Below are 26926 nucleotides of genomic sequence, written 5' to 3' on the forward strand. Positions count from 1 at the left end.
TTCACGCACCGTATTTTTTAGAAAAAATAATAAATAAAATACTTAACAGTTACTAAAACAAAAAAACTTACATATATTGAAATTAGAACGATTGTTCAATTTTTGTATTAAACGATGGAAGGAGTCTACATTGAATAAAAGACGATATGATAGTGATTTAGCCAAAGAAATAATAGGAGAAAAAGCGATAGAGTTATTTTCCTTAAAAGGGTATACAAAAACCTCCATTGATAACATTGCTAAAGCCTCTGGTTATAGTAAAGGACATATATATTATCATTATAAAAATAAAGAAGAATTATTTGTTTATTTAGCTAAAGACAGTATGAAAAACTGGCATGATAAATGGAAAATGGCAGAAAAACAGTATACAAACGCAACTGAAAAATTATATGGAATGGCTAAATTTGTACTTTATAATTACAAAACGCCGTTATTAAGAGCGGGGCAAGAACTTGCCTCTGATCCGAGCACGAATCCTTCTACAGTTCAACAACTTTATGGTTTAGCTGTTGTCCCTTTAAAGGCATATCAACAAATTTTAGATGAAGGTATAAAAAGTGGTGAGTTTTATATGAAAAATGTTGAGGGTTCATGCCTTTTATTAGGTTCATGGCTAGGTGGATTATGTCAATTCATTCATTCAATTGAAATGGAGAAATTAGAAGTTTTATTTGAAGAAGCTATTAAAATTTTTTTACTCTCTATTTCAAACAAATATATGTAGCGTGACACGCGAATTAGAACGATTGTTCAAATCCTTACACTCGTCCGTTTTCATTATATGTATAAACAACAGGAGGTTATTTATATGGATGAGCAAAGAGTCGCAATTATAACTGGCGGCGCTTCTGGTATTGGTAAAGCTTTAGCCATTCAATTAGCAAATAAAGATATATTTGTAATTATCGCTGATATTAATGAAGCCTGTGGCCAAAACCTTGTGAATAATATAAAAAATAATAATCAACTAGCTAGGTTCGAATATTTAGATGTTACTAACGCTGGATCCGTAGAAGAACTTATTATAAAAATAGTTAATGAGTTTGGTAGAATAGATTATATGTTTAATAATGCAGGAATTGCTATGTATGGAGAAGTATACGATATGTCTTTGGATGATTGGAAACATATTATTGAAATAAATTTATTAGGAGTAATTTACGGAACACAATTGGCTTACCAATTCATGAAAAAACAAGGATTTGGTCATATCATTAATACTGCTTCTGCAACTGGTTTAGGACCAGCTCCCCTTTGTACCGCGTATGCAACAACCAAACATGCTATCGTAGGTTTAACAACTTCATTACATTATGAGGCGGAAGAATACGGTGTAAATGTAAGTGTGCTTTGTCCAACTTTTGTAGATACACCCATATTTAAAAAATCAATTGCAATTAATATGAATAAGAATCACATTATAAAACAACTAAAAACAAATAAGCCAATTTCAGCTGACAAGTTTGCTGAAATTGCACTGAAAGCTATTCATAAAAATAAATTAGTAATTTGTCCAATGCCATTAAAAAAAACGATGGACGTATTCTTTACTTTATTTCCTTATCTTCATAAAAAGCTAATGCGTTTCGTATGTCGAATTGGTCGTAAAGCAAAAATGACGGAAATATAAATATCTGATTATTTTTTATTTACAGTTAAAAATAATTGTGATAATATGGGAAAATCAAATGCAGTGAAGAGAAGAGTAAATAAAATGAATTTTTCACAGAGAGCTCCATTTAGCTGAAAAGGAGTAAAAATTCTTTATTGAACCAAGCCTCTGAGCAGCGCATCGGAACCTATTATTAGGGGATGGTGTGACGGGAGCTCCCGTTATAGAGCTATGGTATAAGCATGAGTTAGAATGCAGTACCTGATAAGGTTAATATGGTGACATATTAACAAACTAGGGTGGCACCGCGATGATAAATCTCGTCCCTAAGATTAAAAGTCTTGGGGGTGGGATTTTTTTATTGTTTTAAAACAATTTGGAAAGCGGGGGCCAAAAATGAAAAACTTTCTTAAAGATTGGAAATATCCTTTATTACTACTGTCCGGTGTTGGTATTGCGAATTTAGGAGCATGGATTTACTTAATAGCATTGAATGTACTTGTCTATCATATGGGCGGATCAGCCTTAGCCGTTGCTGCTTTATATGTAATAAAACCATTAGCCACTTTATTTACAAACGCTTGGTCTGGGAGTATGATTGATCGTTTAAATAAACGGAAATTAATGATTCACCTCGATATATATCGTGCGTTATTTATCGCTATTTTACCTTTACTTCCGTCACTTTGGATTGTTTATGTATTTGTATTCTTTATAAGTATGGCCAGTGCAATTTATGAGCCAACTGCTATGACGTATATGACGAAATTAATTCCAGTAGAACAAAGACAACGTTTCAACTCATTACGTAGTTTAATAGGATCTGGTGCATTTTTAATTGGTCCAGCGATAGCAGGGGTTTTATTAATTGCGAGTACACCAGAGATTGCTATATATATAAATGCTATAGCATTTCTGTTATCAGGATTCATTACATTACTTTTACCTAATCTTGATAAGAAAGAAGCTTCGGATACAACAAGTAATACATTATCTCTTACAGTATTAAAAAAAGATTGGAACACTGTTATAAATTTTAGTAGAAAACATGTGTATGTCGTATGCGTGTACTTCTTATTTCAAAGTATGTTCGTATTAGCAACCGCTACTGATTCACTTGAACTATCGTTTGCGAAAGAGGTATTACTACTAACAGATAGTGAATATGGTTTTCTAGTTAGTATAGCTGGTGCAGGATTTATTTTAGGTGCCATAACAAATACAATTTTGTCAAAGAAATTAGCACCTTCACTTCTAATTGGAATAGGATCATTATTCATTGCAATTGGTTATTTAATTTATGCTTTTTCAAATGTATTTTTAATAGCTGCTATTGGATTCTTTATTTTATCTTTTTCAATGGCATATGCAAATACAGGATTTTATACATTTTACCAAAATAATATCCCTGTTCATATGATGGGACGGATTGGGAGTATATATGGACTTGTTATTGCAATAGTAACAATCTTTATTACAATATTATCTGGTGTTGCGACTCAGTTCATTTCTATACAACTTGTAGTTATTGTAGGTTCATTGATCATGTTATTTATTACTATCGTCTTGTGTGTGTTTACTTTATTCGCATCACAATCTAAGTTGTATTCTACTGAATCAATAAAGTGAAACTTTAATCAGGGGGCATCCCCCCACTGATTATCAGCCCTCACCAATCGGGCTTTTACGGGTAGCCCGATCCCTACTTAACTTCTTTGCTTTCGCTGAATTTTGAGATGGGGGTCTTACTGCCCACAGATAGCGGGATAAATTCGAAATGAACTTTGTGTTCTCATTAACAATTTATCGTATTTAATAAAAGGGTTCTTTCCCCTTTATATGGAAAAATCAATAAGGGGAAAGAACAATACTGAAAGATAAGGGTGGTTGTCGTGATAAAAACAAAAGATGAAATTGATAAAATTGTAAAAGAAATACAAAAGAAAATAGATTTCTCTGGAGTAGTTTTAGTAAAAAAAGAAAAAGACTTAGTCTATGAAAAAGCTTTGGGTTACGCAAACCAAAGTGAATGTATAAACAATACGATACAAACAAGATTTGGTATTGCCTCAGGATGTAAAATTTTCACTGCAATTGGCATCTGTCAACTTGTTGAAAAAGGTTTTATTTCTTTTCATACAAAATTAAAAGATTGTCTAGAGATAAAATTTCCAAACTTCGATGAAGATATTACAATACACCAACTACTAACGCATAGCGCTGGTATACCAGATTATTTTGATGAAAGTATTATGGATAACTTCGAAGATCTTTGGAAACAAACACCTATGTATCTATTAAAGGACTTAAAAGACTTTTTGCCATTATTCCAAAACAGAAATATGATGTTTGCACCTGGAAGTAAGTTTCACTACAACAATGCAGGTTTTATCATACTTGGATTAATAATAGAAGAACAGACGGGACTTAAATTTACGGAGTATATAGAAAAGAACATTTTTAATCCGATTGGCATGAATGATTCTGGCTATTTTTCGTTAGATAGATTACCAAGACATACAGCTCTAGGATATATAAAGGACGAAACCAACCAAAATTGGAGAACAAACGCCTACTCTATACCGATAAAAGGAGGAGCTGATGGAGGTGCATATGTTACTGCACCAGACATGCTGAAATTTTGGGCGGCCCTATTTAATAATGAAATTTTAGGAAAGGAATATACAAAATTACTTTTAACTCCTCACATTCAAGTAAATGATAAACAGTCCTACGGCTATGGAATATGGATTGAAACACGAGAAAACAAGGTATTCAAATATCATGTAATGGGATATGATCCAGGCGTCAGTTTTCGCTCGGCTATATATCCAGAATTAGGAATCACTTTAGTTATTCCATCGAATAAAGGGGCAGGACCTGAAAAATTAATGACAGAAATAGAAAGAGCTTTTTAATTATATGGATTTAAAAGAAGAGATACGAAAATAATTTAAACGGGTTCATGATTGTTTCTGTTTTGAAAAATATTTTAGTTAACGAGGAACCCTTTATTTAGTAAATAAAGGGTTTTATAATTTCATAAAAATATATACAATTATATAGATTTTAGAATTTAAAAACATTACTATATAGTTTTAAATTTTAATTATTCATTCATATGAAAGGGCGTGTTGACAATTTGTATATGATCAACGGTAGTGTGTTTATTATTTTAGGAGTTATTTGTTATTTAATTGTACGTGGAATATTAATTGGTACCAAAAATACAAAACATGTGATTTGGTGGAAAGAAATAATAAGTTTTTTATTTGTGATCTACATTTGTATGGTTGTTGCAGTAACTTTATTCCCTTTACCAATCGGTTTTCCTTCTAATATTGAAAATCTAAATCGCTCGGTCAATATAATACCATTTGCATCAATTATTAAAGACATCAATCAAATTGGTAGTGCTTATGATGGAGATGCCCTATTTATGATTGGTCTAATTGTAAGAAATGTAGGCGGGAATATTTTATTATTAATGCCTTTAGGATTTTTAGCACCAATCCTATGGGATAAATATAAGAAATTCAAAAATACAATTTTATTAGGATTTTCTATATCAGCTAGTATTGAATTGCTACAATTAATTGAGTCTTTATTTAGTGGAGTGGGACGTATTACTGATATTGATGATGTGATCTGTAATGTTATAGGTTCTATTGTTGGATATTGTATTTATATTATCTTTTTAAAAGCTATTAATAAATTTAACATTCGAGTGTTGGGTAAAGCTAATTCTAAAGGTGTGGAATTAGTTGATAAATAGGAGTTTAAACGAGTTATTAAAGGCGTACGAGTAAAAAGTACGTCTTTTTATTTTTATAAATAATGCTTAAGGCTAATGAGAAATCACATTATCCATCTTACACTTGAAAGTAGCTATCGTATTTCAAGTATGGAATGAAAAGAGGAGAATATAATCTTTAAAGATAAACAAGTTTATAGGAGGATTCTAAATGGATATTTTACTTGTTGTTCTTATTATTGTTTTAATGCAAAGTAAAGAACGAAAAGTGAAAATAAACCGTATTTGGCTCATTCCGGCTTTGTTGTGTTTTGTAACAATCCAGTCCATTATTCATATGGGACAAATAACTTTGCTGCAAGGACTACTGTTTGTTGTAATGCTTGGAATTGGCTTAGGTCTAGGAATTATACGGGGAAGAGCTTTAACATTTCGATTAGATAGTAAAACAGGTCATGTACTACGAAAAGGAAATTGGGTAAGTGCAATAATCCTTCTTGTTATTTTAGGAGCAAAAATTATGATTAAACAAAGTATGTTTTCTGGTAGTACGCACCAGACATTAATGGTTGTAACAAATGCCTTTTTATGTATTACATTAGGCACTGTGATTAGTAGACGTTATTATATTTGGAAAAAATATAATGAATTAACACAAAAAGCGTAAATACATTCACCCCTTGTTTAACATTGCTAAGAACGGTAATACTAATTAACATTGAACTTTTACAACAAGGGATGATAATATGATATACATTTACACAGATTTTGGTGGAACACATACTACCTCACTAGCTGCAGCTTATCATTTAAATAAATTACCAACGGATCGCAAGTTAACGAAAGAAGAAATTTTGAATGTAGATTACTTTAATAAATTGAAAACAGAAGATATGGGCAAAATCATTTTTCATGGAATAGACGAAAATGGTAATCCGGTTTATACAATTGGATGTGGTGCATCAAAAGTCGTTGTACCTGCGATGAAACATTTAGGAGAGATTTTGCAAAAACATTATCAAAGTCATGAAAAGATTATTTTTTCTAATACATCACCAACAGTGCCTTTACCAATGACTTTCGGTGGTCTGTTTTCTAGAAGATTTCACATCGACTTCATCGGCGTACCGTTACTCGTATGGGGAGCGAAACTTTGCTGTGATAACGTACAAAGACTTGTTAGTTATACGAAAGAAGCTGGTCGATTGACAAATGATTATGTTGTAATTTTAGATAATGAAACCTTTAAATAATGTATAAAAAGAAGAAAATCGGGCAAATACTTCGGTTTTCTTCTTTTTTTCGTGAAAATGACAAAAAATATTCACATTTAATATCCATCTACTATAGCCAAAACAATAAAGTCCTGTTACCATTACAGGGATATTCTCTTTTCGTAACATAAATATATAGAAAAGTCAGAAAAGAGGAATTGAATTAAGGGAGGAACAACATGAAGCGTGTTGCTTGGATTACTGATAGTACAACTGCGAGTTTTACAACAGAAGGAGATAACTTTGTTATCCCAATTGAAGTTATTATTGATGGTGTGTCGTACAAAGATTGTGAAGAAGGTGTGCGTGAGCGCGTCTATAATGCGTTAAACGAAGGTAAAACTGTCACTACATCACAGCCTAACATAGGGGAAATGGTAGAGTTATTTTCGAAATGCAAAGAAGAATATGAAGAGGGATTTGCAGTTGCTATTAGCGGAAAAGTAAGTGGAACTTATCAAAACATGAAGTTAGCTGCAGACATGGCAGGTTTCCCATTAACGGTATTGGATAGTGAAACAACAAGTTATCCAATGGATGAACTAATTAGAAAAGCGAAATCGTTATACAATGATGGTATGACGTTACAAGATATACACAAAACATTAGTAGATGAAAAAAGAAGACCTTTCCACGTATTCCCGAAAAGTTTAAAAGGCCTTTACGCAAGTGGACGTGTAAAGGGAGTTCAATTTTTACTTGGAAGTTTATTAAGTGTCAACTTAATATTAGAAGTAAAAGGTGGAGAGCTTTTACTTGAAAAGAAAGTTCGCAAAATCCAAAAATGTCGAGAATACATTAAAAATGAACTCGAAAAAGAATTACCAAAAGTACTTCATATGTTCCATGCTAACGATAAAGATGGAGCTGAGGAATGGATTTCAGATATTAGAAAAGCATTCCCTGAAATGGACTTTAAACTATATCCATTACCAATTTCATTTGCGGTTCATGCAGGTGAAGGTACAATAGCAATTAGTTATTAAGAGGAAAACCCGTGAATAATTCACGGGTTTTTTATTTAATTGAATTGAAATTGGAGGCATATCATGTCGCCATCAAACAAAAAGGCTCATTTTATCGTTTTAAGGAGCAACCAATCCCTCAACTTGATTTGAAATTAAAAATATAAGCCTTTGCCTACTGGCTGAACAGTTTCTAGAACAGTATCGACCATTTTGATTAGGGTTCTTATAATCCAGGCTGAGAGATTTTGAGCAGCAAAACAGCCTGCAGCAGTCGAGATATTTCCTTCGTTTACGAAACTTTGTTCAATAACGTCTACATCAAATTCTTTAAGCTGTTCTACTACGGACGGATATGTAGTGGCTTTCTTACCTGTTAGTAATTTTTTAGCTCCTAGTAGTAATGAACCAGAACACATAGATCCTATTAATTGTCTTTGAGGATCTACATGAATGCTATTCAGATACTCTTGATTTTTATATAAATTTTGTACACCCTTACCACTTGCAAATATTACAGCGTCAGCAGACGGAATATCAGATATGCTTCCTGTCATGGGAATACGTAAGCCAGACATGGATATATGAGTTTTTCCCGTTCCTAATAGTTGAACGTCCCAATCAGAAATACCGCCAACTAAACGTACACGATTTAATAAATCCCATGGTAGAAAAACATCTATATCAGTAAAGTTATCAAAACAGACTATTGCAATTTTCATTTTCTAATCCCTCATTCCGTATGTATGTCCCCTAATATAGAATATAAACTGCTCCTTTTTATGTTCTATATTAAGTTATAAATTCCTGTATATTCTATGCGATGGAAATTTAATTAAATAAAAGGATTATACACCTATAAAATATGTGGCATTCAAATATCCCATACATAACGTAAATAATGTTGTTTCGAAAGTTTAAAGGGTTTTTAAATATAAAAATAGAAATCTATATAAAAAAATATATAAATGGTAGTGATGCTATGAAAATAGGCAAATTTGGAGAATTAAATAACATAAGTATTGATACAATTAGACATTATATGGACCTGGGTCTCATTATTCCTGAAAAAAGGGGAGGGCATTATTTTTTTGATGAGTATTGTCAAATAGATTTAGAACTTATATTACATTACAAAGATCTAGGATTTAGCTTGAATGAAATTAAAGAACTATTTTTTTATAAAAATTTAGCGAAATCTATGAATTACGAAAATGATACTTTTTACCAATCTTTATTTAAATTGAAATATGACAAGATGGAACAGGAAATAGAGCTTTTGGGGAAGAGGCGGGATAAATTAAAGGAAGTGTTACAAGATTTATTATTAACAAATGAAACTTCAAATTCAATTATAGGGATAGATTTAAGCGTACTTCATTTACTTACATGTTCTAAGTGTAGCGAAAAACTAATTCTTCAAAATGGAATTATTACTAACAATCAAATTACTGAGGGGAAGCTAATTTGTAATTGTGGTGAAGAATATATTATTACTTCAGGAATTATAACTGCGGGTAAATTATTTAAAGTAAATGAGCAAACGTCACTTGAAGATACTATTTCGGATTATATTCATGAAACTGATAATGCGTATTTGGAAAATATGCATAGGGAAGGGGAATGGGCGAAAAAGAAACTAGTACATTTAAATTTAAATAACAAATTAATACTGGATTTAGGATCGGGACTTGGATTCTTTTTGAGAAACATTTATGAAGAACTGCCCGGAAATTGCCTATACATTGCAGTGGATCGAGATTTAAATAAACTTTTATTTTTAAAAGATGTATTAGCGAGAAGAAATCCGAAAAGAAACATTCTCTTTATCTGTGCTGATTTTTTGAATATCCCTATTCAGAATCAGTCAGTTGATGTAGTAATTGATCATTCTGGTACGAGCAATTATAGTTTTGAGCATGAGGATTTTTTACTTCACGAATTAAATCCACTTTTTAAAACGGATTGTTATTTAGTAAGTTTATTTATTTTATTTAAAAATTTCAGCTCAAATAGCCAAATTACAAATAACTTTCGAGAAAATTTTACACTTTCAAAAGTAACGAAAGAAATCCAAAATCTACACTTTCAATCCATTGATGAAAGTACTTCAAATTATTTGACACGAGGAGGAAAGTACGAGGATTTCTTTGTTCAAGGAGAAGAAATTTATACATATTCATTTTTCGGAAAAAGATAAGGGCAATCCCGTCAAAAAAAGTCCGGTTTTATAACTGGACTTTTTTTGACGATTTATATTTATACTCTTTGCGATTAAAAGACAAAGAGTATGTTAATCTACATGTTTAGCACTCACATGACACTCTCTTGTCGATGTATGTCTAGTAAGAGAAAAGATAGCCAAACCTAAAGACAATAGAACTAGAGATCCACCAACCCAGGCCATATGAGCGACATTATGTACTTGTTTTAAGGCTATACCTCCAACTGCAGAGCCGAGCGAAATTCCTATTTGTAGAGCTGAATTATTAAAACTTTGCTGTATATCTGACGTTTCTGGAGCAGTTTGAATTAAATAAGTTTGTAGAGGTGGTGCAAGTCCCCAACTCAATGTAGCCCAAACTATCATAACGGGAATAAATAGGCTAATAGAAACTGTCGTGAATGGTAATATAAATAAGATTAGAGCAAATAAAGTAATAACTATCACTATACTTTTTGGAGCGCCTATTTTATCTGATAATCCACCGCCGAACGCTCCGCCACTTACTGCAGCTATACCAAACATTAAATAAAATATGCTAATCCAATAAGGGCTTAGTTGAAACTTTTCTTCTAAAAAAGGAGTAAAATAAGCATATAAAGTATAGTGTCCTGCTAACATAAACATGGTGGCTAGATGAGCAGCACCTAGTTTTGGACTACATACGGCTTTTAATTGGATAGATAAAGGAGTTCGGTTTTCCTCTCCAGGTATTTTCTCTAAAAATAATGAAATTAAGATAATAGATCCCAATGATAAAATAGCTATACATAAAAAAATAACTCTCCAGCCAAATGTGTTCGAAATTAATATGCCTAGTGGAACTCCTAAAACAAGTGAAGAGCTAATACCCATATAAATTAATCCTAATGCTTTTGCTTGGTAAGAGGGATTAACAATCTTAGCTGCAATTGTAAGGGAAAGTACGACAACTAAAGCAGTACTCATAGCAGTTAATATTCGTGCTATCATCATAAAAGTAAAGTTCGGACTAAAATAAGTAAGTATATTTCCAATTAGAAAAGTGTAAAGTGAAATAATATACAATTTTTTTCGTTCCACTTTACTTGTGAAAATCAATAATACAGGACCTGCTATAGCATAAGTAAAGGCGAAAATTGTAATTAATTGACCAGCGGAACTTAATGAAACATTAAAATCTTTAGCGATGTCTGGCAATATTCCTCCAACAATAAGCTCTACAAGACCTACTGCTATTGTTGCTAAAGCTAATATAAATACTTTGAAATTCATTTTTTTGTAATCCCTTCTCGTCATTATTTACCTTAGAACAAAAAAACTCCTGACTACAAACGCTATAATACGCATTTTGTAGTCAGGAGTTATTGGTTCCTGGTAGAGACCCCCAAGCCATATTCTTGGAGTTATACATGATTCTCATATGTAATTAATCAATGTAATAGAAGATACCATATTAATTTTTATATTTCAATAAAAAATTAGCATTCGTATATAAAAACCTAAGTCTTTTATAGCAATCATTTTATTTCTATTAGTGCAGAGAGACGTAAAAACCCACAGTTGATAAAAGATGGGGTTAGCCCCATCTTTTATTTATTTCTCCTTAAAACTTTTCAAATTGTACATATTGATATTGGGTTAACCCGAGACCTTACACTATATGTAATACGAAGAAAAGCGAGGGAAATGTTATGGGAAGTTTACGATTACATATAGTAAATAAAAAAAGCAACCAAGAACTTAGAAACATTTTTTTATATTCAATTGCAAAAACAGTATCAATATTTGGTAGCTCTATGTATAGTTTCGCGCTAGGATTATATGTTTTACAAATAACTGGATCTGCATTAAATTTCGCGATTACGCTCATATTAGGAACGATTCCAATGATTATTTTGAATCCCTTTGCTGGTGTAATTGCTGATAAGGTTGATAAAAAGAAACTAGTTATTTGTATGGATTTACTAAGTGGCTGCTTATTAATAGCTGTTTATATATTAAGCAGCTATTATGGATTAAACTTATTCATCATTTATACTACAACCTTTCTTATGACAGTGTTTACAACCTTTTTTGGAATAGGATTAGAGGCTGCAAAACCAAATATCGTCTCTAAAGAGAGGCTTATGAGTATTAATTCTATAAGTAAAATTATCGATTCTGTATCTTTAATTCTCGGCCCTATGTTAGGTGGTATCGTTTTTTCAGTATTTAATATTAAGACTTTTATCATTATAAACGGTATTTCTTTTATTCTTTCAGGGATAGCATTACTATTTATTCATTTTAAACTATTCGAGTACAACATAAATGAGGGAAATTCAAAAAGTGGAGTTAATTTTATTAAAGATATAAAAGAGGGGTTTTCTTATTTACTTGAAAAGGAAAGCTTAAAGAATACGTTTCATATTTTAATTTCGTTTAATTTCTTCTTAGGCTTTGCTGTAACTGTTCCATTGCCATACATTATTAACACAGTACTCAATCTTGGTTCTAAGCAATTTGATATCATTCAAGGGACTTTTCCAGTAGGGATGATAATTGGTGCAATTGTAGTAAAAAAGATAACTGATCGTTTTTCTTACTCTTATCTTTTGAAAAAACTAAGTTCTATGTTGTCAGTTTTTATGATTATTTTAGGAATTCCAGTTTTATTCAAAAGTTTTGAAGTGAATGATTTAGTATTCGTTATTACGTATTGTGTTGTTATGATCTTTTTAGGGTTTATTATAGCGCTAATTGATATTCCTTTAATTTATTTCATGCAAAATGAGATTCCCGATGAATACAGGGGAAGGGTTCTCAGCATTGGATTAAGTATAGGTAAAATGATGCTCCCTATAGCAATGGCACTATCCGGTCTATTATTAAATTATATCCCAGCGTACACCATTCCAATTGTAGGGGGATTCTTATATTTCATAGTAATTAAAGTTTCATCAAATCGTTTCATATTAGAGGTTCATTCGAAAGATTATAGTGCTTAGTAGATTCTTAGATTATTTTTAGAATGGATACCGCTACCTCTTTCAAGCTAAGAAAAGCAAATACTATAAAACGAAATTTATAGTTTGTTAATTCCTATAGGCCTATTCTTTGTATTTGTTTTTGACTATATTCCGCAATCTGATGATTACTTACAGAATAAATACGGTGAACAATTTACAGTGTATAAACAGAAAACAAAAAAACTAATACCGTTTATTTGGTAAATCAGTTTCATAAATTATAAAAAGCGCAGGATCATCATCCTGCGCTTTTCTATCGTAATTCAGCTGTTTTTCTAATAACAATCTTATCAATATCATCTTCTTCATCACCATTAAATAACCCGCGTTCTTTTAAATACGCCTCAAAATATAAATCTGCTTCTGCACGTTCATCATATGGTTTTACAGATAGAACGAAACCTAATTTGTTTTGTTCTTCTAAATGAGAAGTGGAGATGTAAGCCGGTACATTATGGCGTAAAAAGAGTTCTTTAACCGGAATAATCATATCTTTCATTAATTTCGTTAGCATACCCATTTCAAACTCGAAATTAAAGCGATCTATACTAGATAAATCAGCGAATACTACACCGATAAAACCTGTATTAAATACTTCTTGATATTCTACATCTTCGTCATGGCCGCCGTAAAAATTCTTTTCGATTAAATAATTGACAAAATAAGCAACGCCATCACTTTGTTCAAATGGTTTCGTTGAAAGAACAAAGCCAATTTTCTTTTGTTTATGTAAATACACACATGACATGTATGCTGAAATGTTATGTTCTTTAAATAAAGCACTTGTTGCTCCAGAGAGACCATCTAGTACGTGATGAACAATTTGAAGTTTTTTACGAGCGAAATAATAGGATTTCTTTTGTAACTCCAATGTATCAATAAAGACAGAGCCGATAAAGCCTGTATTTGAAATAATAGGTGTTTGCTTTTTTCTTCCTCTGCGCTTTGCTTGAGCCATTGTAAAAATCATCCCTTCATGTACAATTAAAATAAAAAGAACGTTTGTTCGTATATTTATATTTTACTATTAAAACGCTATAAAGTAAAGGGTTTTTGATGAAAATATAACAAAAAAGACACCTTATAAAAGGTGCCTTAAACGCTGTAGGGAATAGGGTTTAACCTAACTATTTATATTATGATACAGAAACAATCTCTTCTGTATCTTCTACATCTAAATGACAGTCCATAGTACGAACATCTTGATCTTCATGACTTCCGAAATAAATAGTAATTTTCATATGTATCGCTCCTTTATTCTAGGAATACCTAAAATAATTACTAGTAATGTTAATATTTATTATATACCACTTTTTTCATTCCGACAACGTTATATCATTTTTAATTATTTTAAACTATAGAGCACAATTTAAAGAGGTACTTTTTATAGAAAAAGGTAAATTTCTAATATGTTATATTTAATATAGAAGAATTCGAGGAGTACTTTTATGAAAAGGAGAACTATTGATGAATTATAAACAACTACTAATAGATAACTTTGCATTTAAAACTTCATATGTTGCGCAATTTGTGCCCGGAATGAGTATAAAAGAAACGCAAGATTATATTGCTGTTGATTGCGGATTACCTGCCGATACATTCAATATCATCACTCTACTAAACAATAATTTAACGGTAGGGATAGAGAAATTATATAAGGAGGTAGACTACTATAATCAAAAGAAATTTCCAATGAGTGTTTGGTTATGGGATGAAGAGCAAGAGCGGGATATAAAAAGCGAGTTAATTAAAATTGGTTTAAAAGAAGTGGAACAGAATATTGCGATGGTAGCAGACTTAAAAACAATTTCTCCAACAATAAACATGCCAGTAAGTTTTACAATTCAACAGGCATCTTCACCTGCACAAATAAAAAAATTTGGAGAAATGTTAGCTAATCTATTCGGCACATCAGAAGAAGGTATACATGTACAAGCATTCTATAATCAAATTTCTAATCTTGATTTATGGAACAGTGAAAATATGAAACTATTTTTAGGATTTTATGAAGGGGAAGTCGTAACTGTTGGTTCATTGATATGTTCAAAAGATAGTATTGGTATTTATGATATCGCAACTAAAGAGGAAATGAGAGGACGAGGATTCGGATCTACTATGTTCAATTTCCTTCTGCAAGAAGCACAAAAATTAAAAAATATGTATTGTGTGTTACAAGCTTCACCCGATGGAATCAACATTTATAAAAGATCGGGATTTCAAGCTATCGGCAAAATGACTGTATTGGAAAATCGACATTTAATTGAGTAAATCATTCAAGTTAAATCGTCTTTATATAGGAGATTATAAATCGTTATGAAAAAGATATATCTCGTTACAATAATTTGTGCCTTTATAGTAATAAGTATCTTTGTTTTTCAGAAAATAAATGAACATAAGTATACTAAAGCTATTAATCAATCAAATCATATAAAAAATATCGCACATAGAGGTGCTTCTGCGTATGCACCTGAACATACAATAGCAGCATATCAATTAGGCCAACAAATGAATGGAGATTATATAGAAATTGATCTTCAAATGACAAAAGATGGACATTTAGTGGCTATGCATGATGAAACAGTAAACCGCACTACAAATGGTACGGGTCTAGTTAAGGAACATACATTAGAAGAAATAAAGAAACTTAATGCAGGTTCTTTTTTCAATGAAAAGCATCCAAGTTTAGCAAAGAAAGACTTTGAAGATGCTAAAGTCCCAACACTAGAAGAAATTATTGAAACGTTCGGGAATGGTGCAAACTATTATATTGAAACAAAATCACCAGATGAATACGCTGGTATGGAAGAGAAGCTATTAGAAATTATAAAGCACTACGAAATAAGTGATAACGTTATTATTCAATCATTTAGTGAAGAAAGTCTGCAAAAAATTCATAGTTTAGATGTTACTTTACCGCTAGTACAATTACTACCTTACAAAAAGGCAGTTCAATTAACTGAATTAGAGATAAAAAAGTATAAAACATACTGCATCGGTCTTGGGATGAACTATAAATATATTGATTCCGCTTATGTAAAGAGAATAAAGAAACACGGATTAGAAGTTCATCCATTTACTGTAGATAATGAAAAAGATATGAAAAAGTTACTTTTATGGGGCGTTGATGGGATGTTTACTAATGATCCGGATCGTTTACATTCAATATTATTGGATTTGAAAAGTCATGAATAAGAAGTGTTATTCATAAAGGAAAAATTTACACAACCTGTATATTAGGATTATCAATGCAAGAAGGCATGTAGCATATAAAAAGAAAATACCAAAAACCGCAACTGGAAGACTTAAGTTGTGGTTTTTTTATTGCTTCGATTTCAACTTACAAAGTTTGAAGCTAGAAGTGAAAACCTTTTTAGCTGAATTGGCTTCCTATGTATTTGTACTTCGTATCGTTGTAGGTATATGTACAACCCGTGAGACGAGTTTTGCATAGGATAATAGAAAAGGAGATGTTGCATATTGAAATACCACAATAGAAATGTAAGTAATCTGAATAAATTAGCGGATAATACGAAAGCTGCAGCTTTTAAGTGGTATCAGTACTGTATCGACAATGGAATTGAAGTATTAATTTATGAAACAATCCGAACGGTCGAGCAACAACGTGAATATGTTCGTAAAGGAGCATCACAAACGATGCGCTCATATCACTTAGTAGGACAGGCATTAGATTTTGTTCCAATTCAGTCGAATGGTACAGAAGATTGGAATGGCTATAATAAAGAACCGTGGGCATCAGCAATTCGTTATGCTAAACAAATTGGTTTTGAATGGGGCGGTGACTGGAAAGGATTTGTAGATAACCCGCATTTGCAATATAACTACAAAGGATATGGAACGGATACTTTTGGAAAAGGTGCTCAAAACGTAGTGGCTCCTCCCACGTCGAATGATAGTGTAGGGATTGCTTATATTAACGGTAGTAATGTAAATTTACGAAAAGGACCTGGTACTGGATATGGCGTTATTCGTCAATTAGGGAAAGGAGAGTCCTACAAAGTATTTGGGCAATCAAATGGCTGGTTAAATCTCGGTGGCGATCAGTGGATTTTTAACGATCCATCATATATTCGTTATACGGGAGGAAATGTGCCAACACCTTCACAATCATCAAATGAGGGTATAGGTGTAGTTACTATAATCGCTGATGTATTACGTGTTCGTACCGGCCCAGGAACAAATTACGGCATTGTGAAAAACGTGTATCAAGGTGAAAAATATCAATCATTTGGATATAAAGATGGTTGGTATAATGTTGGTGGAAATCAATGGGTTTCTGGTGAATATGTTACGTTTGTAAAGTAAAAATAAGAGCCGTCCTGTTGGGCGGCATTTTATTTTAAATATTCATAGGGCGAGCACTCATGATATCATTCGTGATACATAGATTATAATTTTTCATTCTAATAATCAGAAAGTAATCAAAATGTAATTAATTTCAACTACGCTTTTTATATTTTTTTGATACACTGGCTACGAGGGGGATACCAATTAAGGTGGGTAAAAACCAAAACCATATTGGCGGAAGTAAATTTATAATGGGAATATGGATGCCGACATTTACTAAAAGTGCGGTGACTGCACCTATATAAGAACCTAACATACCTCTAATGTGGTGATGGAGCCAATTTTTCCAACGTTTTTTTCGTGCAAGGTATCCATAAATCGCAAATGAATAAGAGAAGATTGCTACATAAAATAAATATGCGATTTTATCCCAGTTTATAATGGATAATATAATGGCAGTAACGGTGATAACGACATAGGATGCGTGATATATTTCACCCCATTCCGTATGTTTACCTTTCTTCTTTTGAGCAACCATCGCTATTATCCCAGTTATTAAACATATCATTCCAAATAATATGTGGATGGTTAAAAGAATGTTGAAAATGCTCATCATAATTCCTCCCTTTTTATTTTTATAGTATTGCAGCATAGGAGAAAAGTTGAAACATATTGTTTATTCACTTTAATATATTGAAGTAAAGGTACTTCAAGAACAAGTTTAAACGGACAAATTTTTCTTGAGTTTAGTGAGACACGTATTACGTGAAATGAAGGAGAGACTTCCATGTTTACATCTATTACATATTTACAATCAGGGAATGACAAGCAACAAAAAGTATATGATGTTTTGAACAAACTAAATATTATGGAGGATTTAGCTTTATATAATCCCGTTCTTTGCGGGACAATCCCTATAAGAATTGATACTCCTCAATCTGACTTAGATATTGTAATGGAAGTATATAACTTTGATGTTTTTGAGCAGGAAATGAGATCTTTATATGGTTCTTATAGAGGGTTCAATATAAAAAAGAAAAAAATGAAAGGTACTGAATCGATAAAGGTGAATTTTGAATTCGAAGGTTTTGAATTTGAATTATTTGCTCAACCTAAGCCAGTGCGTAATCAAAATGCATATAGACATATGATAGTGGAGCACATGTTATTAATGCAGCATCCCCATATAAGGGAAGAAGTTATTCACTTAAAGGAACAAGGTTTAAAAACAGAACCTGCTTTTGCTCAAGTATTAAATATTGACGGAGATCCTTATGAAGAACTTATTTTATTAGGGCAGGAAATGAAATTGTGGTAAATAAGATACGTAAAAAAATCCTCCAAAAACAAAAGAGGATTTTTTTATGCTGTTAACTTCCGAATTAATTCACTGAGCAATTTAACCCCGTAAGTCATTTGTTCTGGAGAAGCATATCCATACGATAAACGAATGTACTGATCTGATTCTTCTTCATAAATACGTCCCGGGTTTAAAAGAATTCCTTTTGATAGTGCCTCTGAAAATAGTTTTTTCATCGGAATGTTATGTACAACCTTTAGCCATATAAAAACTCCACCACTAGGAATATCCCACGATGCAATATCTGCACAATATTTATTTAAAGCTCGTATCATTATTTGTCTTTGTTCTTTCAGGTGCATTCTTACGTTTGCTACATGTTCTTCATAAAAACCTTCATTTATCCATTCAGCAGCTACTCTTTGAGATAAAGAACTCGATCCATAGTCTGTTTGCATTTTTATATCTGACAATCTATCAATAACAGGTTCTGGTCCGATTATCCATCCAATTCTAAGTCCTGGGCTAAGTGTTTTAGAGAGACTACCAATATATAATACATGTTCATGTTTATCCATCGACTTTAAAGGAGCTGGAGGTGATTCATCAAGCCATAACTCTCGGTAAATATCATCCTCGATGATAGGCAATTTCTCTTTTTCACATATTTTTAATATTTCTTTTCTTCGCTCTTTGGACATCAATATCCCCGTTGGATTTTGAAAACAAGGGATTGAATATAAAATATTATTCTTTTGACTATATTTAATTCGTTTTAATAAGTCGTTAGGTAAAATACCGTGATAATCCATTGATATACCGGATAAATTTATATTTGCTGATTGAAAAACATGAAGTGAATATAAGTAAGAAGGTTGTTCAAGTAAAACAGTTGATTTTCTATGTAAAAGACCAATTGATATTAAATGTAATGCTTGGAGTGCACCAGACACTATTAATATAGAACCCGGTGATGCATGTATTCCAAATGATCTTACATATTTGCTTATTGCTTCACGTAACGGATAAAAACCTTTTTGTTCTTCGTATCCGAAATAATCTAATTCCTCACTGACGTTTTTTATTATAGATTGCATAGTTTCGAGCGGGAAAAGATGAGGTGCAAGTTCACCTTTACTAAGATGGATAAGCGTTTTATTTGCTTCTGCTGCATTTATTTTTCGCACCATTAACTTACTTGGTTTATGAATACCTGTCTTTACATATTCACTCCAATCAGGCGGGGGATTAGTTGCTAATAATGACCATGTATTATTTGTTACAATTGTTCCTGCTCCGATTTGTCCTTGAATTAAACCATCTGCCATAAGTTCATCTAGCGCAGTTATTACAGTACTTCGATTTACATGAAATAATTTTGCTAACTGCCGCTGACTAGGGATTTTACTTCCAATTGGCCATTCTCCGTTTTCAATTTTTTCTTTCATATAGTCTATTATCTGCCGATATTTGGGCACTTTTTTATCGTTTGTCATATAAAAAACTCCCTCGTTTATTTAAAAGATTCAAAGTGGTTGGTTTTTCCGATAAATAACTGGTTGAAGACATTGTATCAACTATTAAATATGATGAAAAGAAATAATTGGTAATTTAAAAATGGTTGGTTTATTAGGGAGGGAGAGAAAACATGCATAATAAAAAATGGGATTTACGCATTATATGTGCTCACGCTTTTACAATTCTTATATGGGGAACTGCTTTTCCAGCAATTCGTATGGGGCTTGAATCTTATACGCCGGAACACCTTACTTTACTACGCTTATTAATCGCTTCATTTATACTTTTGTTATTTTCATTTATATACAAACTACGACTACCGGATTTAAAGGATATCCCAGCAATTTTTATATTTGGTGCTTTAGGGTTTACTATTTATCACATCGCATTAAATTACGGCGAAAAAACAGTCAATGCTGGATCTGCAAGTTTAATAATTTCAGTCACTCCAATAGTGACGGCAATTCTTGCTTTTGTTTTTTTGAATGAAAAAATGAAATTAAATGGCTGGATCGGTGGTGTAATGAGTTTTGCAGGAATTGCCTTAATTTCATTTAGCCAAGGCGACGCTATTCAATTAAATAGCGGGGGGTTATTTATATTATTAGCGGCGATTTCAGAAAGTCTATTTTTCGTTTTCCAAACATCTTACTTAAAAAAATACGGCTTCTTACCATTTACCATATATACAATTTTGTCTAGTACTATATGTATGCTTATTTTCTTACCCGGAGTTTATCAAGAAATACTAGCAGCTCCTCTTGAAGTTAACTTGAGCGTTATATATTTAGGTGTCTTTCCAACAGTACTCCCGTATATTGCATTGGCCTATATTATATCTCGTGCTGGTGCTTCTGAAGCAACAAGTTCTCTATATTTAACGCCAATAACTGCGTGTTTCATTGCTTGGATATGGTTAGGAGAAGTGCCAACTTTAGTTTCGATAATTGGCGGAGTGATTACTATACTTGGAATTGTGATTGCTCATATACCAGTATTAAGAAAAGAAAAACATGGGAATTTAGCAAATAATCAATCCGTATAATGTAATTCAATAATGACTTTAAGATACTTTTTTATATAGTTTCTTTCTTATGTTGATAAATATAATATTTTGTATTTCAGTTAAATATTGTATGTTACATTTTATGTAGTAAGCATTTTAAAAGGAGCTGACAACATAATGAATGGAAAAAGAAAAATTTTCACATGTATTTCTATTGTAGGAATCGGACTAGCTAGTTTTTCTAATTCTAGTTTCGCAGCAAGTGTAACGGACAATTCAGTACAAAATTCTATTCCCGTAGTTAATCAACAAGTAGCTGCTGCAAAGGAAATGAAACCATTTCCGCAGCAAGTTAATTATGCAGGTGTTATAAAACCGAATCATGTTACACAGGAAAGTTTAAATGCTTCTGTAAGAAGTTACTACGATAATTGGAAAAAGAAATATTTGAAAAATGATTTATCTTCTTTACCTGGTGGTTATTATGTAAAAGGAGAGATTACAGGTGATGCAGATGGGTTTAAGCCACTTGGAACTTCAGAAGGTCAAGGGTATGGGATGATAATTACAGTATTAATGGCTGGTTATGATTCGAATGCTCAAAAAATCTATGACGGTTTATTTAAAACAGCAAGAACTTTTAAAAGTTCTCAAAATCCTAATTTAATGGGATGGGTTGTCGCAGATAGTAAAAAAGCACAAGGTCATTTTGATTCTGCTACTGATGGAGATTTAGATATTGCGTATTCTCTTCTTCTTGCTCATAAGCAGTGGGGATCTAATGGAACAGTTAATTATTTGAAAGAAGCACAAGACATGATTACAAAAGGTATTAAAGCTAGTAATGTTACAAATAATAACCGACTAAATTTAGGAGATTGGGATTCTAAAAGTTCACTTGATACGAGACCATCTGATTGGATGATGTCACACCTTAGAGCATTTTATGAATTTACAGGTGATAAAACTTGGCTTACTGTTATTAATAATTTGTACGATGTTTATACGCAATTTAGTAATAAGTACTCTCCAAATACAGGACTTATTTCAGATTTCGTTGTAAAAAACCCACCACAACCCGCACCTAAAGACTTCTTAGAGGAGTCAGAATATACAAATGCATATTATTACAATGCTAGTCGGGTACCATTGAGAATTGTAATGGACTATGCGATGTACGGCGAGAAAAGAAGTAAAGTCATTTCTGATAAAGTTTCTTCGTGGATTCAAAATAAAACGAATGGAAATCCTTCTAAAATTGTGGATGGTTATCAATTAAATGGATCTAATATTGGTAGTTATTCAACTGCTGTATTTGTTTCACCGTTTATTGCTGCAAGTATAACAAGTAGCAATAATCAAAAGTGGGTAAATAGCGGTTGGGATTGGATGAAGAATAAGAGAGAAAGTTATTTTAGTGATAGTTATAATTTATTAACTATGTTATTCATTACAGGAAATTGGTGGAAACCTATACCTGATGATACAAAAATACAAAATCAAATAAATGATGCAATTTATGAAGGATACGATAATTAATTAAATTTGAGAATGGTTACTCAAGAAAGGAATTAGCATACGCTAGTTCCTTTTTAATATTTTGTAAAACATTATCCATTCTAAAATTTGCATAGATATACTTGCTTTTTTCATATACATAGTTACTAATGACTCGATTTTTTCGTGAGAGGAGCGTATTTCTTGGAAAAAGTATTATTTTTCGGAGACCCAGGTATTGATGACTCATTTGCCATTATGTATGGCTTACTGCATCCCGAAATTGAAATTGTCGGTATTGTAACTGGATACGGAAATGTTGAGCATATACATGCTGCACATAATGCAGCGTATATTTTACAGTTAGCAAATAGACAAGACATTCCTGTCATTAGTGGTGCAACAAAACCACTTACAGAAGAAATTACTACGTACTACCCTGAAATTCACGGAGCAGAAGGATTAGGTACCATCCATGTTCCAGAAAGCGTATTATCTATTCCAATATACAATTTTGGCAGTATTGCTGCGATTCTTATAAATTACGGAAAAGATTTAACGATTGTTGATGTAGGAAGATCTACCTCGTTAGCAATTGCTTTTAATTTGTGGAATGATTTAATGCTAAATGTAAAAGGAATCTATTTCATGGGTGGTGTTTTTTTAGAAGTAGGAAACGTTACGCCATTAGCAGAGGCAAATGTGTATGGAGATCCTATAGCAAGTAAAATTGTTTTCCATCAAGCAAAGAATTTATTAATATTCCCTTTAAATGTAACAAACAAAGCTGTGTTAATACCAAATGTGTTTGACTATATTCAAGCTAATTCAAAGAATCCATTCCATACGATAATGAAACCAATGTATGATTACTATTTTTCTGCATACCAAAAACTTAATCCATCTATCGAAGGGCCATTGCTTCATGATGTGGTTGCTATAAGTGGATTAGTAAATCCAAACTTTTTTGAATTTGTACATCGTACAGTGAATGTTGATACATACGGAGATACGAAAGGACAAACATTTGCTGATTTTCGCCTTAGCTCTATATCTGAAGGAGCCCATATAGCATTAGAAATAGATGAACAAAAATTCATTCAAGATTTTATAAAAATTATGTTATAAGTTGTTGTCGAAAAAGGGAATTATTTCAATGCGTTGAATATAAACATACATCCTCTATATAAGGGAGCTTACAATATTGAATATCCAGTTAAAGGTTGTTACGAGAGAAAATTGGGAAGAAGCATTAAAACTACAAGTTAAAGAAAATCAGTTGAAATTTGTTCCACCCGTAGCAGTTTCGCTTGCTAAAGTATATATAAAACCAGATGGTGACAATGTAGAGTACATACCATTCGCTATATACCATGGTGACCTTATGGTTGGTTTTGTTATGCATGCTGTTGTAAGAGAGACATCGGATATGTATTGGATTAACGGATTTATTATTGATCAATCGCAGCAAGGTAATGGTTATGGAAAAGCAGCATTACGAGAAAGTATTAATATAATAAAAAATACTTTTAAATCGTGTAAAGAAATAAGATTAACAGTACATAAAGATAATCTCTCTGCAAAGAAATTATATGAACGATATGGTTTCATATCATTAGGACAAGAGTATGATGGTGAGCAAGTATATCGTTTATTTGTTTAACTATTAGGAAGTAAAGGTGTGAAATGAAATATGCAATTTACTGAAGTGAAAATTGAAGTGTTCATTCCTGAAGAATATATTGAAACATTAAGGGATGAATTAAATAAAATTGGAGCATGTAAAACGGGCGAATATGACCATTGCCTTTCCTATAGTTCAGTGAAAGGATATTGGAGACCTTTAGACGAGGCATCTCCTTTTAATGGAGAAATTGGGCGAATATGCGAAGGGCAAGAATGTAAAGTTGAAATAAAGTGTAAACGAGAAATTGTAAAAGATGCTCTTGAAGTTATTAATGATATTCATCCGTATGAAACACCTATGATTTATATTATACCAATACTAAATGACTATTTTGAGCAACTATACATTGAATAACTAGGAGGGATATCAATTGAAAAGTAAATTCCATCATATTGTACGAGCAGTCATGATAAAAAATGAAAAAATATTAGTTGCTGAATATATTGGCCATCATTATTTTTTACCTGGTGGCCATATTGAAATTGGAGAATCAGCAGAGAATGCATTAATAAGAGAGCTAAGGGAAGAACTTGGAGTAAACTGTAGTATACAACAATTTTTAGGAGTCATAGAAAATCAATGGCAAGATAAAGAAGTGCTTCATCATGAAATTAACCACATTTTTGAAGTAGAGTCACAAGATTTACATACGGACTTAACACCGAAATCTAGCGAGTCTCATTTAGCATTTCACTGGATAGATTATAATAAAGAAGCCTTAAATCATTATGAAATCATGCCAATGCCATTAGTGAAGGAATTACTAGAAAGAAAGTTAAGTGATGAACTACTAAATTGTTGGATAAGTAATTTTTAAATCACTCTATTTATAGTAAATAGGTCCATCGCAAGGATATAAAGAAAATAGGCTAAAAAACAAGGTACATCACCTAGTGTAAGTTCATATTTTGTTGATGTACGCATTTAGTCTATAGTCTTGTTTCTATTTTGTTTACAAAAATATATAAACTTTAACGTTTGGGCGAAATTTATATTTATAAATGGAGGAGTTCGTAATGAATCAGTTTCAACATGAATTACAAACATTAAACCTTAATGATTATCAAACTGGTAATGTTGTGTATTGGGATCAACAACAAAGTCAATATCCATATTATTACATCCAAGGCGATGTACGTCGTTGTGGCGGATGCGGAGGTTGTGGTGGACGCTGTGGCGGTTGTGGCGGCGGCAGATGTGGTGGTTGCGTAGGTTGTGCCGGATGTTTTGGTTGCTTTAATTGCTGGAACTGGTGGATCATTTAAGTATAGAAGATCAAAACTATTTTACATGAAAGAAAGGTGTAAATACTGTTTATACTTTTCTTTCATGCTGTAATTTTGTATTAGGATTAAGGAGGATTTATTTGTATACATACGAAAAGTTGACTTCTTGGGTAGAGAATATAAAAGAAAAAAATCATAGTTCTGCTACAGCACTTTGTATTATAAAAAATAATAAAGTCGTATTAGAGCATTATAGCGGTTATCACTCAAATACAGCGACTAATAAAAAAGTAACTGCATCTTCGCAATTCAACGTTGCTTCTGCTAGAAAAAGTTATTTAGGATTAATGATAGCGTATGCGCTTTACGAGGGGAAAATAAACTCTATTGATGATGAAGCGATAAAATATTTTAAAGACTTTGATCCTGCATTGCTTGGTAAAACAACGATAAGACATTTAGTAACACATTCGCACGGATTAGAAGAAATGAATGACGGGACAATTTTTCGTGAATTTGAACCGGGACAAGCATGGGCATATAGAGATATTAATGTAAGAATGATGACACGTCTTATTTATCAGCTATATAACAAAAGTTTTCCTGAATTGTTAAAGGAGCGTGTTTTTAAGCCTGCTAATTTTCAAGAAACAGGTTGGAGAGTTCAGCGAGATGAAAATTTAGTTGGCGTTGTTAATAATCCAAATGAAGACGCAATTAGTGAAATTGGTACGGTAGATGACGGTACTGAAAAAAATCTGTTTGTCTCAGCTAGAGAATTTGCTTATTGGGGCAACCTTCATTTAAATCAAGGTGTGATAAACGGTAAGCAAATTGTTCCAAAAGAAGTTATAAAAATCGCTACGAGTTTGCAGAGTCCAACATATGTAAATAAAGAGCTACCACAAAATGGCTTGTTTTGGTTCGTTCAAAATGAATCTGCACAATTAAGCGAACTTGGTGAACGTGTTCCAAAAGGGTCATATCAAATATTAGGGATTACTGGACCGACTATTTTAGTAATACCTGAATATAATGTAGTTGTTGCAAAAATGTATAACAAAAGATATAACTACGGCGGTGATAATTACTTATATTATTTACGTGAATTTAGTAATTTAGTCGCTGATACATTTAGTAACGGTAATAGGGCATAATTACTCCTATAACAAAAAGGAGTGATTGTAAGTGAAAGATAAAGTGAACAAAAATAAAAAACAAAATATAAAAGATGTAAATACAGAGCAAAATGCAATTTATAGCGACCCTAAAGATGCAGCTAATATGCAAACTGTACCGCAGCCGAAGGATTTTGATGAAATCGAATATTAATTTTTCATCCGACTATATGATGAATGAAAAATACGTCTTAAGTCTCATCACATATAAGAAATTATTTGATAACATATATACATAAGCATTTGAAAATGGCTTATCTTAACAAAGCTTTCTTTAGAAACATCTGATATAACCTGCAAAAGACACTTCTTTATGAAGTGTCTTTTTGTGTATATGAACTTAATTACCATTTTCCGTACAGTATCTTGCAATTTACGATGGATATA

Annotated in this window: 28 protein-coding genes, 2 pseudogenes, 1 riboswitch and 1 other annotated feature; of the genes and pseudogenes, 25 read left to right on the plus strand and 5 right to left on the minus strand. The window is 32.1% G+C overall.

What is annotated here, in order from left to right:
• Positions 1-130 precede the first annotated feature (130 nt).
• From MHB52_RS13555 to MHB52_RS13595, 9 genes and pseudogenes are all read left to right on the plus strand, one after another.
• Positions 131-727: a TetR family transcriptional regulator C-terminal domain-containing protein gene (locus MHB52_RS13555; RefSeq protein ID WP_001042683.1), complete on the plus strand. Its 597-nt coding sequence runs from the start codon at positions 131-133 to the stop codon at positions 725-727.
• 84 nt (positions 728-811) lie between these two features.
• Positions 812-1633, plus strand: coding sequence for an SDR family NAD(P)-dependent oxidoreductase (locus MHB52_RS13560; RefSeq protein ID WP_000344372.1), 822 nt, complete (start codon positions 812-814; stop codon positions 1631-1633).
• 54 nt (positions 1634-1687) lie between these two features.
• Positions 1688-1946 (plus strand) — a binding site (T-box leader).
• A gap of 65 nt (positions 1947-2011) precedes the next feature.
• A complete protein-coding gene (locus MHB52_RS13565; RefSeq protein ID WP_061663224.1) occupies positions 2012-3244 on the plus strand; it encodes an MFS transporter in 1233 nt (410 codons plus the stop codon).
• Between the two features lie 263 nt (positions 3245-3507).
• Positions 3508-4533 (plus strand): serine hydrolase domain-containing protein, encoded by a 1026-nt coding sequence (locus MHB52_RS13570; protein WP_061663225.1) that lies wholly within the window; start codon positions 3508-3510, stop codon positions 4531-4533.
• 13 nt (positions 4534-4546) lie between these two features.
• Positions 4547-4615: pseudogene (locus MHB52_RS13575) on the plus strand (GNAT family N-acetyltransferase); the annotation flags it as partial.
• A gap of 142 nt (positions 4616-4757) precedes the next feature.
• Positions 4758-5390 (plus strand): VanZ family protein, encoded by a 633-nt coding sequence (locus MHB52_RS13580; protein ID WP_033694005.1) that lies wholly within the window; start codon positions 4758-4760, stop codon positions 5388-5390.
• Between the two features lie 190 nt (positions 5391-5580).
• Entirely contained in the window at positions 5581-6036 is a 456-nt protein-coding gene (locus MHB52_RS13585) for a DUF1453 family protein (RefSeq protein WP_016118011.1), read from the plus strand.
• Between the two features lie 79 nt (positions 6037-6115).
• Positions 6116-6622 carry a DUF3189 family protein gene (locus tag MHB52_RS13590; protein WP_061663421.1) on the plus strand — a complete coding sequence of 169 codons (507 nt, stop codon included), beginning with the start codon at positions 6116-6118 and terminating at the stop codon, positions 6620-6622.
• A gap of 200 nt (positions 6623-6822) precedes the next feature.
• Complete coding sequence (locus MHB52_RS13595) at positions 6823-7629, plus strand: DegV family protein (protein ID WP_000831941.1); 807 nt, start codon at positions 6823-6825, stop codon at positions 7627-7629.
• A 134-nt stretch (positions 7630-7763) separates the two neighbouring features.
• On the opposite strand, the gene MHB52_RS13600 is transcribed toward MHB52_RS13595, so the two are convergent.
• Complete coding sequence (locus MHB52_RS13600; RefSeq protein WP_061663420.1) at positions 7764-8330, minus strand: DJ-1/PfpI family protein; 567 nt, start codon at positions 8328-8330, stop codon at positions 7764-7766.
• A 260-nt stretch (positions 8331-8590) separates the two neighbouring features.
• Between MHB52_RS13600 and MHB52_RS13605 the strand changes: the two genes are divergently transcribed.
• The gene (locus MHB52_RS13605) at positions 8591-9808 is read left to right on the plus strand and encodes a methyltransferase domain-containing protein (protein ID WP_060486817.1); all 1218 of its coding nucleotides are present in this window, start codon (positions 8591-8593) and stop codon (positions 9806-9808) included.
• A gap of 93 nt (positions 9809-9901) precedes the next feature.
• Here MHB52_RS13605 and MHB52_RS13610 read toward each other — a convergent pair whose 3' ends face one another.
• Positions 9902-11086 (minus strand): MFS transporter, encoded by a 1185-nt coding sequence (locus MHB52_RS13610; protein ID WP_001009829.1) that lies wholly within the window; start codon positions 11084-11086, stop codon positions 9902-9904.
• Between the two features lie 59 nt (positions 11087-11145).
• Positions 11146-11245: riboswitch (purine riboswitch) on the minus strand.
• 260 nt (positions 11246-11505) lie between these two features.
• Between MHB52_RS13610 and MHB52_RS13615 the strand changes: the two genes are divergently transcribed.
• Together MHB52_RS13615 and MHB52_RS36805 are read left to right on the plus strand one after the other, a co-directional pair.
• Positions 11506-12801 carry an MFS transporter gene (locus tag MHB52_RS13615; protein WP_061664619.1) on the plus strand — a complete coding sequence of 432 codons (1296 nt, stop codon included), beginning with the start codon at positions 11506-11508 and terminating at the stop codon, positions 12799-12801.
• A 69-nt stretch (positions 12802-12870) separates the two neighbouring features.
• A pseudogene (locus MHB52_RS36805) lies at positions 12871-13026 on the plus strand (methyltransferase family protein); the annotation flags it as partial.
• Between the two features lie 49 nt (positions 13027-13075).
• Here MHB52_RS36805 and MHB52_RS13620 read toward each other — a convergent pair.
• Positions 13076-13792 carry a hypothetical protein gene (locus MHB52_RS13620; RefSeq protein ID WP_137026592.1) on the minus strand — a complete coding sequence of 239 codons (717 nt, stop codon included), beginning with the start codon at positions 13790-13792 and terminating at the stop codon, positions 13076-13078.
• A gap of 497 nt (positions 13793-14289) precedes the next feature.
• On the opposite strand from MHB52_RS13620, the gene MHB52_RS13625 reads away from it, so the two are divergent.
• The 3 genes from MHB52_RS13625 (at position 14290) to MHB52_RS13635 (ending at position 17145) form a co-directional block, all read left to right on the plus strand.
• A complete protein-coding gene (locus MHB52_RS13625) occupies positions 14290-15090 on the plus strand; it encodes a GNAT family N-acetyltransferase (protein WP_061664615.1) in 801 nt (266 codons plus the stop codon).
• 45 nt (positions 15091-15135) lie between these two features.
• Positions 15136-16014 carry a glycerophosphodiester phosphodiesterase gene (locus tag MHB52_RS13630; protein ID WP_061664613.1) on the plus strand — a complete coding sequence of 293 codons (879 nt, stop codon included), beginning with the start codon at positions 15136-15138 and terminating at the stop codon, positions 16012-16014.
• A 285-nt stretch (positions 16015-16299) separates the two neighbouring features.
• Positions 16300-17145: an SH3 domain-containing protein gene (locus MHB52_RS13635; protein ID WP_061664611.1), complete on the plus strand. Its 846-nt coding sequence runs from the start codon at positions 16300-16302 to the stop codon at positions 17143-17145.
• 133 nt (positions 17146-17278) lie between these two features.
• Here the strand turns inward: MHB52_RS13635 and MHB52_RS13640 are convergent, their stop codons facing one another.
• Entirely contained in the window at positions 17279-17740 is a 462-nt protein-coding gene (locus tag MHB52_RS13640) for a hypothetical protein (RefSeq protein ID WP_000021726.1), read from the minus strand.
• 174 nt (positions 17741-17914) lie between these two features.
• Between MHB52_RS13640 and MHB52_RS13645 the strand changes: the two genes are divergently transcribed.
• Complete coding sequence (locus MHB52_RS13645; RefSeq protein ID WP_000495176.1) at positions 17915-18445, plus strand: DUF4269 domain-containing protein; 531 nt, start codon at positions 17915-17917, stop codon at positions 18443-18445.
• 44 nt (positions 18446-18489) lie between these two features.
• Here MHB52_RS13645 and pdxR read toward each other — a convergent pair whose 3' ends face one another.
• Positions 18490-19923 (minus strand): MocR-like pyridoxine biosynthesis transcription factor PdxR, encoded by a 1434-nt coding sequence (gene pdxR, locus MHB52_RS13650; protein WP_000180306.1) that lies wholly within the window; start codon positions 19921-19923, stop codon positions 18490-18492.
• Positions 19924-20075: 152 nt separating this feature from the next.
• Between pdxR and MHB52_RS13655 the strand changes: the two genes are divergently transcribed.
• The 9 genes from MHB52_RS13655 (at position 20076) to MHB52_RS13695 (ending at position 26693) form a co-directional block, all read left to right on the plus strand.
• Positions 20076-20990 carry a DMT family transporter gene (locus MHB52_RS13655; RefSeq protein WP_061664609.1) on the plus strand — a complete coding sequence of 305 codons (915 nt, stop codon included), beginning with the start codon at positions 20076-20078 and terminating at the stop codon, positions 20988-20990.
• A 138-nt stretch (positions 20991-21128) separates the two neighbouring features.
• Complete coding sequence (locus MHB52_RS13660; RefSeq protein WP_001013599.1) at positions 21129-22490, plus strand: glycosyl hydrolase family 8; 1362 nt, start codon at positions 21129-21131, stop codon at positions 22488-22490.
• Between the two features lie 162 nt (positions 22491-22652).
• Entirely contained in the window at positions 22653-23576 is a 924-nt protein-coding gene (locus MHB52_RS13665; RefSeq protein ID WP_061664607.1) for a nucleoside hydrolase, read from the plus strand.
• 76 nt (positions 23577-23652) lie between these two features.
• Complete coding sequence (locus MHB52_RS13670) at positions 23653-24111, plus strand: GNAT family N-acetyltransferase (RefSeq protein WP_001025613.1); 459 nt, start codon at positions 23653-23655, stop codon at positions 24109-24111.
• Positions 24112-24141: 30 nt separating this feature from the next.
• Positions 24142-24489, plus strand: coding sequence for a divalent cation tolerance protein CutA (cutA, locus tag MHB52_RS13675; RefSeq protein ID WP_001160788.1), 348 nt, complete (start codon positions 24142-24144; stop codon positions 24487-24489).
• Positions 24490-24505: 16 nt separating this feature from the next.
• Positions 24506-24952 (plus strand): NUDIX domain-containing protein, encoded by a 447-nt coding sequence (locus tag MHB52_RS13680; protein WP_000836840.1) that lies wholly within the window; start codon positions 24506-24508, stop codon positions 24950-24952.
• A 199-nt stretch (positions 24953-25151) separates the two neighbouring features.
• Positions 25152-25400 (plus strand): heterocycloanthracin/sonorensin family bacteriocin, encoded by a 249-nt coding sequence (locus tag MHB52_RS13685; protein WP_061664605.1) that lies wholly within the window; start codon positions 25152-25154, stop codon positions 25398-25400.
• A gap of 101 nt (positions 25401-25501) precedes the next feature.
• Positions 25502-26518, plus strand: coding sequence for a serine hydrolase domain-containing protein (locus MHB52_RS13690; RefSeq protein WP_044797673.1), 1017 nt, complete (start codon positions 25502-25504; stop codon positions 26516-26518).
• Positions 26519-26549: 31 nt separating this feature from the next.
• A complete protein-coding gene (locus tag MHB52_RS13695) occupies positions 26550-26693 on the plus strand; it encodes a hypothetical protein (RefSeq protein WP_000653680.1) in 144 nt (47 codons plus the stop codon).
• Positions 26694-26926 lie beyond the last annotated feature (233 nt).

Origin of the sequence: Bacillus sp. FSL K6-0073, assembly GCF_038006085.1 — a bacterium.
Classification (GTDB): domain Bacteria; phylum Bacillota; class Bacilli; order Bacillales; family Bacillaceae_G; genus Bacillus_A; species Bacillus_A cereus.